Source organism: Bartonella sp. TS25HLJMH, assembly GCF_042193505.1.
Taxonomy (GTDB): Bacteria; Pseudomonadota; Alphaproteobacteria; order Rhizobiales; family Rhizobiaceae; genus Bartonella; species Bartonella grahamii.
Genome location: NZ_JBHILV010000024.1, coordinates 1 through 13103, shown reverse-complemented (window position 1 = coordinate 13103; position 13103 = coordinate 1). Strand labels below are relative to the sequence as shown.

Genomic DNA, 13103 nt, shown 5'->3' with positions numbered 1-13103 from the left:
TGAATCAAAAAGTTGAAGAGGCGTTGTTTCAAAAAGATCCACAAAAACGGGCGCAAATATATGCTGATTTACAACGTAAACTTATGCAAAAAGGACCTTATGCGTTTATTTACCAGCAATATAGCGTTATAGCGATGACACCAGATGTCAAAAAATGGGTTTGGAATAGTGCACCGCGTATTTTTTATAGTAAAATTGAAAAATAAGAGTGTCTTTTCGTGTTGTCAAAGGTAAAAATAGCTTGATCATAATGCATGATGAAAATATTTTTTCACATAAAAGTCCTTCAGTTTTTTAAAGGATGAAACTGTGAGGGATGTTTGTGCTGTATATGATGGAGGTCGTTTATTAAGGAAGGATGAATATAGAAAGTTATATTGAAGAAGATCTTTTTTTGTGGCTACAGATTCTCTGCATCCCGAATATAGATTGATGTATGAGAGAATTATTTTATAGATGCTTAGTTTGATTAAATGAAGTTGATGTTTGATACTATGCTATTTAAAAGATGAAAGAGCAAACTCACAACGACTATGTGTAAAAAGGCACAAGAATATAATAGAAAAAATGGGAAAAAAATGTTGAAAAAATTTTTTGTTTTATTAAGCATAATAGCTTTTTTAAATGGGGCTATAGCATCAGCATTTAGTGCTTCATCTAAAGATATATTGGTGATGGCATGGAATATTGATTCAATGAGTAGTTTTGACCCAGCGCAAACTGTTGAAGTTGTGACGAGTGAGTTATTGACAAATATTTGTAGCGCGTTAGTTCAGTATGATGAGCATGATCCTACAAAAATTCGCCCTGCTATGGCAAAATCTTGGGATGTTTTAGATAATGGCAAAAGAATAGTTTTTCATCTTCGTGATGATTTAAAGTTTAATGATGGAAGAACAGCAACGGCGCAAGATTTGGTATGGTCGATGCGGCGGATTATTAAATTAGGATTGAGCTATGCCCAATCTTTAATGGATTATGGGTTTACTAAAAACAATGTTGAAACAAATATTCAGGCTCTTGATGATAAGACTTTGCAATTAAAATTAGATAAACCCTATCCTATTCAGCTCATATTGACTGTTATTGGACAATCTTATGCTTCTGCTTTGCTTGATCGGAAAACAATTGAAGCGCAGAGTATTAACGGTGATATGGGAAATAAATATTTAGCGACACATTCGGCTTGTGTTGGACCTTATAAATTGGTGAGCTGGTCTCCAGGAGATAAAGTTGTATTAGAGGCTACACAGCATTATTGGGGCGATGTGCCTAAAATTAAGAAGATTGTTGTGCAGCACGTAGCAGATTCATCAAGTCAAAGACTTCTTTTGGAAAAAGGTGATGTGGATATAGCGCGTGATCTTTCTTCAGAGGATATTTTAGATCTTGAAAAACAGGGAGGTCCAGTCAAAATTAGTCGTGTTTTGCGCCCCCAGATTATTTATCTATCATTAAATAATAAGAATGCAATTTTTGCAAACGAAAAGGTCAGATTAGCACTTCGTTATTTGGTTGATTATGAAGGTCTTGGAAAAACTGTTTTGAAGGGGATTGCTATTCCGCGGGCAACTTATATGTCCTTGGGTGTTCCTGGTGCTTTGGATGAAAAAGAAGGTCTGCCTTTTAAGTTGGATTTGAAAAAAGCAAAACAGTTGATTACTGAGGCTGGTTATCCGAACGGTTTTAAAGCTAATCTTTTAGTTGGAAGCCTTAGTTATATGTCGTCTGTTGCACAGTCTATTCAAGCCAATGCACGTAAAATTGGTGTTGAGCTGACAATTGAAAAAATGGCACAAAATCAATTGTTGAGCCGTGTACGTGGTGGAAATTATGATACTGCTATTATGGGGTGGGGGAGTGCCGATCCTGATGGACATCCTGCTTCATTAAATCACGTGTTTAATCCTGATCCAACATTTACAAAAAAGCACAATATGTATTTGGCTTGGCGCGCTGGGTATTATGATGAAAATATTAATAACATGGTGATGGATGCTTTGTTTGAGAAAGACCCCAATAAGCGTATCATACAATATCGTACTTTACAGCATTATGTGCTAGAGCATGGTCCTATGGTTTATTTATTTCAGACATATTATACCGTTGGTATGGGACCTGATGTCAAAAAATGGATTTGGAACAGTTATAGACTTTATTACAATGAAGCAGAAAAATAAAAAGAAGCATGTTATAGAGAAGGATTGTAGAACATGCTTAATAAGAGGTTGTTTCGTTATATAAAAAAAGGTATTTGCTTTATGTTTTGTCGCTACAGAGGGGATTTTTATAATGGTTTTGCCACTTTCAGAAACTGAAAGAGCTATATCAGAAAAGCAGAAAAGATTATTTTTATGGGATTTTTTATGCAAAGGATTGAAACTTCTTATTTCAGTTTTTATCACATTGCTTGGGTTGGTGACGATCACTTTTTTTCTTGGTCATCTACTTCCTCTAGATCCAGTTCTGTCTATTCTTGGTGATAATATCAGTCAGGAAGCTTATGACGCAATGTATTATAAGCTGGGTCTTGATAAGCCGTTGATTGTTCAATATTGGAAGTATCTTCATAATGTATTTTTATTTGACTTTGGAGATGCTTTAACTTCTGGGCGTCCTGTTCTAGCTGATATTATGCGTGTATTTCCTGCAACATTAGAGCTTGCAACTGTTGCTATTGTTATTGGCACAAGTCTTGGAATTCCATTTGGTGTTTTTGCAGCAATGTATCGCGATTCATTTATTGATTATGTTGTTCGTGTTTTTACACTTGTAAGTTATTCTACTCCGACGTTTTGGCTCGGGTTAATGGCTTTGTTAATATTTTACGCCAAGCTTGGCTGGGTTGGTGGTCCAGGACGTATTGATTTTCTTTATGAATATTCTTTCGAACCAAAAACAGGATTTTTTCTTTGGGATACTGTAAGCCAAGGACAATGGGAGGCTTTTGGTAATGTTTTTAGTCACATTATTATGCCTGCTTTGATCTTAGCTTTCGGTGCTATGGCTTATATTAGCCGTATGACTCGTGGGTTTATGATTGAGCAGCTTAATCAGGAATATATCATTACTGCACGTGTAAAGGGTTTATCGTGGGCGCGAACGGTATGGGGACATGCCTTTAAGAATGCTGCTGTTCAAGTTATTACCGTTGTTGCGCTTTCTTATGCTTTTTTATTAGAAGGGGCTGTTTTAACGGAGACAGTTTTTGCTTGGCCTGGTTTTGGACATTACTTGACAAATGCTCTTTTAGCCGGAGATATGAATGCAGTTGTAGGATGTACTTTACTTGTAGGATTTATCTTTGTCGCCATTAATTTATTTTCTGATTTGCTTTATCGCATTTTTGATCCAAGGACACGTTGAATATGACAGTAAGTAATCATCATAAATCGCAATCATCATCTTTTTTGGGTTGTTGGTTAAACGACCCTGTTCCACGCTCTATAATTCAAGCAAACATACAAAGGATTTATCACGCGCTGGTTAAGTTTTTTCATAACTTTTCGGCTGTATTCGGTCTGCTTATTATTTGTATTATTATCATATGTGCATTTTTTGCTCCTTGGATTGCTACGCATGATTTTCTTAGCAATGATCTAGGGCATCGGTTGCAGCCACCCTCTATGGCGCATTATTTTGGAACAGATGAATTAGGACGTGACATTTTTAGTCGCCTTGTTTTTGGTTCCCGTATTACTCTTTATGTTGTTTTTCTTACAACAGTTATTGTAGGTCCAATAGGGCTTATTGTTGGAACTGTATCTGGTTATATGGGCGGATGGGTTGATACTGTGCTCATGCGCATTGTCGATATTTTTCTTGCTTTTCCAGGTTTGATTTTAGCTCTTGCATTTTCAGCCGCATTGGGACCAGGGATTGAAAATGCTTCTATTGCAATTTCAATTGCAGCATGGCCTCCCATTGCACGTTTAGCACGTGCTGAGACTTTGACAATACGTTCTTCTGATTATGTTTCTGTCGTTCGCTTGCAAGGGGCTTCTGCTTGGCGAATTATTTTGTTTCACGTTGCGCCCATGTGTATTCCTTCAGTGATTGTACGATTAACTTTAGATATGTCTGGAATTATTTTAACGGCTGCTGGTCTTGGTTTTTTAGGGTTGGGAGCTCAACTGCCAAGTCCTGAATGGGGTGCGATGCTTTCTTCAGGGCGGGAATTTATGATGACAAATTGGTGGTTGGCGGCAATACCAGGCTGTGCGATATTATTTGCAAGTCTTGCTTTCAACCTTTTAGGTGATGGTCTTCGTGATGTATTGGATCCACGCAATGGGTAATAAATTATTAGAAGTAGAAGATTTACGTATTTCTTTTCCTACAACGCGCGGCATTTCAGAAGTTGTGCGTGGCGTTAGTTTTTCTGTTGGAAAAGAAAAAATTGGAATTGTTGGTGAATCCGGATCTGGAAAATCGATGACTGGGCGCGCAATACTAAGGTTGAGTCCAAGAGCAGCCATTGTTAAAGCTAAAAAAATGCGCTTTGAGGATGTTGATTTATTGACCGCAAGTGAACCTCAGATGCGAAAAATCCGCGGGAAGCGTATTTCAATGATTTTACAGGACCCCAAATATTCACTTAATCCATTAATACGGATTGGTGAGCAGATTATGGAGGCTTACCGTATTCATTATCGTGTTTCAAAAGTTGAAGCGCAAGAACGGACTATATCTATGTTAGAATCTGTTCATATTCGTGATCCTGAACATGTGATGCGCCTATTTCCTCATGAAATATCAGGGGGGATGGGGCAGCGTGTGATGATTGCAATGATGCTCATTCCAAAACCTGATTTAATTATTGCCGATGAGCCAACATCTGCACTTGATATTACGGTCAGACGACAAGTTTTATCTGTCTTAGATGAACTTGTGACAAAATCTGGAACGGGACTTATTTTCATTAGTCATGATTTGAATATGATTGCTGATTTTTGTGATCGTATTTTGGTGATGTATGCAGGCCGTGTGTTAGAAGAGTTGCCTGCTTCTGATTTGTCTCACGCTTGTCATCCTTATACGAAGGCATTGCTCGCGAGTTTGCCACGGCTTGATAATCCTGTTGATGTTTTGGCTGTCCCTGAGCGTGATCCTGATTGGTTGTATAATCCTACGATTGTTAATGGTGTTGAGGAGGTTCCTCATGACAAATTGTGAGAATATTATTGATGTTTCTAATTTATCTGTAACTTTTGGTCATAGGCATAAGGCAGTAACAGTTGTTAAAAATGTTAATTTTCATATTAAGCGTGGTGAAGCTTATGGTTTGATTGGTGAATCCGGATGTGGAAAATCAACAATTTTGAATACATTGGTGGGGCTTATTCCAGATTATAGTGGAAAGTTCCTTTTTGCTGGACAAGAAGTCGAGAAGAAAAGAAGTAAGGATTTTTTACGCTGTATTCAAATGGTTTTTCAAGATCCTTATGCTTCACTTCATCCAAGAAAAATGGTCCATACGGTTCTTTCTGAATCTCTCAAAATCCATGGGATGGATAATCAAAAGGAGCGGGTGGAGGATGCTTTAGATTCCGTTGGCTTAGATTTTTCATTTCTTTATCGTTATCCTCATGAGCTGTCTGGAGGGCAACGTCAGCGTATTGCTCTTGCACGTGCTTTAATTATTGAGCCAGAGGTTTTGTTGCTTGATGAGCCAACATCTGCATTGGATGTGTCGGTACAGGCTGAAATTTTAAACTTGTTGAAATCATTGCGCGTGAGAAAAAAGCTTACTTATTTGATGGTATCCCATGATCTTGCTGTTGTTGCACATATTTGTGAACGTGTTGGAATTATGCATAAAGGGATTATTCTTGAAGAGCTTAGCAATGATGAATTGCGTAATTTACATGCGCAACACGATTATACAAAGGAGTTTTTTGAAGCAAGTATAGAGCCTATTGTCCATAGAGAGCAAAGAGCATGATCAATTTTACAGAAGAGAAAATGCAATTTTATTTGTTTTGAAGTTTCTGGAGATGTTTGGCGGCATTGTTAAGAGGGAAGGGGATAATAGGATTTTTTCAGTATGGATTTTCTGGGCAGTGTTTGAGCTGTAATATTTTAAATCCTATTAGAACTCCCATTTTGAAATATACGAATGACTTATAACATACATCTCTTTGTTTGATATTATTGCATTATTTTTTACTTATCATTTTATGTTCAAAAGTTTTATTTTGGGATTTTAAGCATTAAATTTGTGAGAAATAACAAAAGATAGTAATGTTGTATTTTCTAGAAAAGCTTCTCATTATTTTACAATATCATTTTGTTTTTGGTTGTTCTCTTTTTTACAGTTTTATTCTTTATAAAAAGAATTTTTTGTAAAAAACATCCAATGGTCAATGACAGTCTTCAAATATTTCGCTGTTCTCTATTTAAAACAGCGCTTAAAAACAGCTTATAATAAACCAAAAAGGCAGCAATATGCTGCCTTTTTGTTAAATTGAATAGGCTATTTTTTACAGTCTTGATTTAAAACTGATAGAGTATTCCTCCTGAAAAGCTTGCACCACTTATACCAGTTTTTTGAAGCTTTTGTTGATAGCTGACATCACCATGAAGGGAGAGGTTAACGGACAATTATGCACTAATACCAAGCCCACCTTCAACGGAACTTTCCGAGGGGTCACGTTTATAATACTTATCAATATGGAATGTCTGATCATCACCAAAGGTTTTGATTAAGTTTACTTTTCCATAGAAAGACATAGGACGGCTGTTTTCAGTGGCAATGGTTTTTGTCAAACGTCCACCAACACGGATCATCCATTGAGAAGGATTTTGCATGTCAATGGTCAGATTATCAGCATCTTTAATGGTATCAAACATCAAATGTTGATAGGCAATCTGTGCCTGTGGTTCGAATGTTACGCCTTGAATACCCGTTGCAAATTGTTTGCCAACAGTTGTGGAGATCGCCAACATTTTTGCATTTTTCAATTTTGCGGTTGTATTAATGAGGGCATTGGTGATCTTTCCCTTTAGGAAGCCATAGGATAAACAGCGTATCAAGATAGAAACCACTGTCACGCTGTTTACTGCCATAGGCGGTGAGTGAAATGACCATTTATTCAATATGCTCTTACTTGCTGTCTTGCATATTCTTTGGAGTGCAAAGAGAGTTGTCCGTAGGTTTCTATAAGACCAAAATGTGTTGTAGATATTTTTCTCTTCTAGCGCGACAAAGTTAACAGCTCCTTGTAGAGCAGCATAACGAAGATGAGCACTGCTATAACCATATCTACTAGAAGTACTACTTATCAAAAAATAAGCTTCCTGTTTTTCCATAGGTGTATAAGAAAAAGCCATTCCGTTTGTCTTATTCTTTCCTTAAGACAAATGTCGCATATTGGTTAACAGTTGCACTTTGCTTAGCCATATCGGTCAATCCAGCATACAAGAGAGCACTGGGCATGATCAAAGAGTTTGTATTTATGGCACGATGTTTTTTACTTTTGAGTCGCTATCAAGCAGTACTGGTTGCAAGCGAAAATCCCAAAAGTTTTTATTTTCTCCTAAAAGGTTTTGTTCAGTATTTGTTTTACTGTGGTTTGATTTTGGTCCATAAGCTTTCAGTATATATTTATAAGGTGAACCACTTATTGTGATATAGCCATTTGCAAGTTTGAAAGAGTTTTGATTTACTTTTCCAGAGATTTGAATGAGTGAAAGACCACGTACACTGGTAAGAGCAGAAGTGTCTGCTTTAATATTGTTTTTTTCTAAATGTCCAGTGATATAAACCAGTGTAGTCCCTGAAACATCACCGTGAATCAGAAGATGGTCAGCTTTTTGTTTGTTTACGGCAGCGCTATCACTCCATTCGACATTGAAATGAATTTCTGCTTTTCCTGTAGCATTGTAGACTTTTTTAGTATTTGGTCTGCCAGATCCTATGTGCAACGTGTGATAATGATCTTCTGTTGGCTCTTCAAAAACAATAGAGCTGTCATTGATGTTAAGGACAGAAATATCAGAACGTACTCTTTGAGCAATATCAAGCAGTTGTTCGTTCTGGCTTTTTTTATTTGTGCTTGTTTTCAATGTCCATTTCGTATTGTTTTGCAAATCAAAGATTGTTTTGAATTTTTTTTCGGTGCTCACTTTGCCGTCTAAGATGGAGTGATCGGCGTTTAGTGTAAAAGTGAAATCATTTTTTTTCGTTGAAGCTTCGGTTACTAATAAAACATTGGCACGGATTTCTGAATTTTTGAGATTGATTTTACCAATTGATTCATTTGCATTAATTCCAGTACCATTTTTAATGTGAAGTTTTGTATTGGTTAAATTGATTTCTGATGTTTTATTGTTCTTGGATTTTTCAAATGCTATACCTCTATCTTCTGCTGTGGCAGAAACATCTGTCACATCAATATGTCCATTATTATTTACAACAAATGCACTATTTTCGGCAATCACTGTTCCTCCGATCATTTTAATCATCCCGCCATTTTCTGAAGAAAGTCCGATCTCAGCATTTTTAATCGTTGTATGGCCATATAATTCAACTAAACTGCCAACATCTTGGCTTTCCGCACCGGATCCGTTGCTATCTGCTGTTATTAGAGTAACATTCGTGGCTTTAATACGTCCACCATTTTGGGCAGATAATGCAGTAGTTTTACCTTGTACTGTTCCTCCCGTTACGGTAACGACAGATTTTGAGTCTTTTGCATAGAGTCCAGCGTCGTCAGATGATGTAATTTGAGTATTGTCAGTTAAAGTAATGGTACTGCCGTTTATGGCAGATATTGCTGCACCTTCTGCGTTAAATGATCCTCCAGAAACTGTTATTTGAGAACCATTATCTGAAATTATGCTATTGATTGCTTGCGGAACGGTTACATTTTCTAAAGTAATGGCACTTCTTCTTGCAATTATTGCGTTGATCAGTAGTGCATTGTCCTTACTATTTAATATCGTTACATCTTTCAGTTTGTTATTGCTCTTATTTTTTAACAAATGAACGCCAGATTCGGAAGCAGTAATTGTTCCTCCGATCATTTTGATTGTACTATCGTTTTGCGCATCAATTCCGATTTTAACGTCACTGATCGTTGTATTTCCAAGCAATTCAATCACACTGTTAGAGCCAGAGGAAGCTGCACCAGCAGCTACACCACTGCCATTATTAGTTGCTTTTAAAGCAACATTTGTAACCGTAATATGGCCACCTATATCTGCTTCTAAGGCTGTATATTTTCCTGTCACGCTTCCTGTTGTCATTATAATCGTGGATTTTGAGTCTTGTGCATAGAGTCCTGCTTCATCATATGACGTAATTTGAGCATTGTCCGTTAAGGTGATGCTGCTGCCGTTTTGAGCACATATTGTTGCATAGCTTGAATCAAATGATCCTCCAGAGATTGTTATGTTAGAACGATTATTTGCAATTACGCTGTTGCCTGTTTGAGTCACTTTTACATTTTTTAAAGTGAGTCTACTTTCTTTCTCTAGACGTATTCCGTTGCCTGAATTTTTATCTTTACCTGTTGATATTATTACATTTTCTAGTTTATTTTCGGTGCTCTTACTGTTCACGAAGCCAACACCAGTTGCAGAAGCCGTAATGGTTCCCCCTATCATTTTAATTACGCCATCATTACTTGCCAAAAGCCCGACAGTAGCATTCTTAATCGTTGTATTTCCATATAATTCAATCATACTATTAGCGCTATCAACTCCTGCTCCTCCCCCATTGCCATTTGTTGTTGTTAGAGAAACATCTGTAACCTTAATATGCCCACCGTTTTCTGCATTTAATGCTAATTCTCCGGTTACTGTTCCCCCCGTCATTGTGATGGTAGAATGTAAACCATTTGTATAGAGTCCTTTGCTATTCGATGATGATGTAACTTGCACATTGCCTTTTTTACTACTAGTTAAAGTAATGTTACTATCGTTTCCAGCGTATACTCCTACGGTTTTCCCCTCAAATGATCCTCCAGAAACCGTTACTTTAGAATGATTATTCGCAGCTATGCCGCTTTTTGCCTGCGTAACTGTTACATTTTCTAGCTTGTTTTCATCGCTCTTACTATTGTAGAAACCAGCACCGGTTTCAGAAGCTGTAATGGTCCCTCCGATCATTTTTATCATTCCACTGTTTTGTGCATGAAGACCGACTACAGCATTCTTAATTGTTGTATTCCCATGCAATTCAATCATGCTGTTCGGACCGCCGGCGACAACTGTTCCGATTTTATCATTCGTCGCTGTTAACGCAACATCCGTGACCTTGATATGTCCACCGTTTTCTGCAACCAACGCCATTTTTTCTGTGATTACGCTTCCTCCCGTCATTTCGATTGTGGTTTCTGAATCTGTTGCATGAAGTCCAGTGCCATGAGATGATGTAGCTTGAACATTGTTGGTCAGAGTTACGCGACTGCCATTGTAAGCAGATATTGCTGCCTTTGTGGCATCAAATGATCCTCCCAATACCGTGATTTCAGATTTATTATTTGCAGTAACGCTATTCATTGCCTTAGTTACTTTTACATTTTCTAAAGTGACTTGACTGCCATTGTATGCAAATACACCACCGGATAGTGGTGCTTTGCCCTTGCTACTTGATATTATTATATCTTTTAGCTTGTTTCCAGCGTTCTTACTATTATTGAAGCTAGCACCAATATAGGAAGCGTTAATGGATCCTCCAGTCATTTTGATCATAGCATTATCTTTTGCAAAAAGTCCACCTCCATCACCGCTAATGGTTGTATTTCCGAGCAACTCAATTATGGTATCAGAATTGTAAGCATTGACAGTGAAAGTTGGGCTATTTATTATTTTTAAGGACACGTCTGTGACTTGAATATGGCCACCTTTGGTTGCAGATAATGCGGCATCTTTTCCTGTTATATTTCCTCCCGTCATTGTGATCTTGGCTTTTGAGCCTTCTGCGTAGAGACCAACGTTATCAGATGATGTAATTTGAGCATTGTTAGTTAAAGTAATCGTGCCGTTGCTTAGAGCATGTATTGATGCGCCTTTTGCATCAAATGATCCTCCAGAGATTGTGACCTTAGACTGATTATTTGCGACGACGCTATTCATTGCCTTACTCACTTTTAGATTTTCTAAAGTGATTTCACTGTCTTTGTCTGCAACTATTGCAAAATTTAGTGGTGCTTTGCCTTTGCCACTTGATATTATTATATCTTTTAGCTTGTTTTCAGCATTCTTACTGTTCAAGAATTTAGCGCCAGTGTTGGAAACTGTAATAGTTCCCCCAGTCATTTTTAGTGTAGCACCATCTTTTGCTACAAGACCGAAGAAAATGCTAGAACCAGTTCCTTTAATGGTTGTACCATCCAGTAATTCAATCGTAGTGTTAGAACCTTCAGCTGTTATAGCGTGCGTATTTGTACTTATATTGGTGTTTGTTTTTTTGTTTCCGATTATCGTCAAATGCTTGCCGATAATTTGGCTACCTTTTTTTGCGTGAATAATTTCATAGGTTTCGTTGGAAACTTCTTTTTTACTTTCTGAAATTTCAAGATTTTTAGCTTGTGCATTAAGATGGATACCAGACAGTACAACTGCCACAATTGCTGTGCAGGATAGAAGAAATTTTTTAGGCATCAATCCACTCCTTTTAAAGCCCCCAACATTCATTTTCCCGCCGACTTTATAAGAAGAAGTGAAAATAGATGGTTTTCAATAAAATAATCGATTCAGCCTATTTTGTTTATTCTTACCTGTCAAATTAAAGTATATGATAATATAATTTATATTCAATTCAAATGTATTATTAAATAATAATTCTTTTTTTAGCTTATTATTTAGTAATTAAATATTATATTCTAAATATAAAATGAATATTCAGCAACAATATTTTAAGTGAATTTTAGCTTATGTAGATTTTTGTTGAAGGCGCATAATATCGGTTACAATTTTTTCCGCATTAAGGAAAAAGGGGAGGGCAAGCGCAGTTGGGAGCAATAAGCAAAAATGAAAAAAGTTTCCTCATTTTGGATTTAAAATGCGTTTTCTATTTAAGATAAAGAATACTGCTTGATGTGTTTTTACAAAGCATAGCATTCTTCTTGAATGTGTCGCATAAATTTGTTGAGGATTCTTGTTATGTTTATTGTATCTGATTGAATAAGTTTCGTAGAAGAATGTTCTGCGCTGCATTTTTCACATGAATAGAAGAGAGATCCTTGAAAAGAGAAAGACGGCTTTAATATACAAAGAAAGGCAGCACTATTGTGCTGCTTTTTGTTAAATTAAATAGAATGATAGGCTATTTTTAAAGTCTTTTCTTAAAACTGATAGCGTATTCCACCTGAAAAGCTTGCACCAGAGATACCAGTTTTCTGAAGCTTTTGTTGATAGCTTACATCACCATGAAGGGAGAAATTGTGAGACAGCTGTGCATTGATGCCAATGCCGCCTTCAATTGCAGGTCCCATAGGATCAAGGTCAAAGTCTCTGCCAATCTGAATGGTCCCATCATCACCAAAAGTTTTGATCAGATTTACTTTTCCATAGAAAGACATCGGACGATTGTTTTCAGCAGAAACGGTTTTTGTCAAACGTCCACCAACACGGATCAACCATTGCGAAGGATTGTTCATATCAACAGTAAAATTATCAGCATCTTCAATAGCATTAAACATCAAATGTTGATAAGCAAATTGCGCTTGCGGTTCGAAGGTTAAGCTTTCTACACTGGTTGCAAATTCTTTGCCAATGGTAGTAGAGACACTCAACATTTTCGCATCGTTTAACTTTGCAGTTTTTCCAATGAGAGCATTGGTGATATTTCCTCGTATAAAGCCATAGGACAAGAGTGTATCCACATACAGACCATTGTTATGTTGTATAGTTCCGTAAGCTGTCAGAGACCATTTATCCAGTGTGCTCTTCCCTGCATCTGCTATGTTCTTTGGTGTGAACGACAGCTGCCCATAGGTGCCTACAAGACCAAAATGTGTGGTTGCGCTTTGTCCTTCCATTGCTTCCAATGCCATACCGGCCTGGAGAGCAGCATAACGAATATCAGCACCATAACCATATTTGAGAGGACCACGCTCAGAAGATAAGGTTCCTGTGCTTCCATAGGTGTATAA

Annotated in this window: 8 protein-coding genes and 1 pseudogene; 6 read left to right on the top strand and 3 right to left on the bottom strand. The window is 37.1% G+C overall.

Annotated elements, in window-relative coordinates; all coding sequences use genetic code 11:
* From ACFINF_RS08145 to ACFINF_RS08120, 6 genes and pseudogenes are all read left to right on the top strand, one after another.
* Positions 1-206: pseudogene (locus tag ACFINF_RS08145) on the top strand (ABC transporter substrate-binding protein); the annotation flags it as partial.
* Positions 207-578: 372 nt separating this feature from the next.
* Complete coding sequence (locus tag ACFINF_RS08140; protein WP_375620441.1) at positions 579-2180, top strand: ABC transporter substrate-binding protein; 1602 nt, start codon at positions 579-581, stop codon at positions 2178-2180.
* Positions 2181-2292: 112 nt separating this feature from the next.
* Positions 2293-3366 carry an ABC transporter permease gene (locus tag ACFINF_RS08135; RefSeq protein WP_375620440.1) on the top strand — a complete coding sequence of 358 codons (1074 nt, stop codon included), beginning with the start codon at positions 2293-2295 and terminating at the stop codon, positions 3364-3366.
* 2 nt (positions 3367-3368) lie between these two features.
* On the top strand, positions 3369-4298 hold the full coding sequence (locus tag ACFINF_RS08130; RefSeq protein ID WP_375620439.1) for an ABC transporter permease: 930 nt from the start codon (positions 3369-3371) through the stop codon (positions 4296-4298).
* Entirely contained in the window at positions 4291-5175 is an 885-nt protein-coding gene (locus ACFINF_RS08125; RefSeq protein WP_375620438.1) for an ABC transporter ATP-binding protein, read from the top strand. The genes ACFINF_RS08130 and ACFINF_RS08125 overlap by 8 nt, the downstream gene beginning before the upstream one ends.
* Entirely contained in the window at positions 5162-5944 is a 783-nt protein-coding gene (locus ACFINF_RS08120; RefSeq protein WP_375620437.1) for an ABC transporter ATP-binding protein, read from the top strand. The genes ACFINF_RS08125 and ACFINF_RS08120 overlap by 14 nt, the downstream gene beginning before the upstream one ends.
* Before the next feature lie 659 nt (positions 5945-6603).
* On the opposite strand, the gene ACFINF_RS08115 is transcribed toward ACFINF_RS08120, so the two are convergent.
* The 3 genes from ACFINF_RS08115 to ACFINF_RS08105 form a co-directional block, all read right to left on the bottom strand.
* Positions 6604-7332 (bottom strand): autotransporter domain-containing protein, encoded by a 729-nt coding sequence (locus ACFINF_RS08115; RefSeq protein WP_375620436.1) that lies wholly within the window; start codon positions 7330-7332, stop codon positions 6604-6606.
* Positions 7333-7455: 123 nt separating this feature from the next.
* Positions 7456-11610: a right-handed parallel beta-helix repeat-containing protein gene (locus tag ACFINF_RS08110; RefSeq protein ID WP_375620435.1), complete on the bottom strand. Its 4155-nt coding sequence runs from the start codon at positions 11608-11610 to the stop codon at positions 7456-7458.
* A gap of 683 nt (positions 11611-12293) precedes the next feature.
* Positions 12294-13103, bottom strand: an 810-nt coding sequence (locus ACFINF_RS08105) for an autotransporter domain-containing protein (RefSeq protein ID WP_375620434.1), incomplete at its 5' end; no start/stop codon positions are given.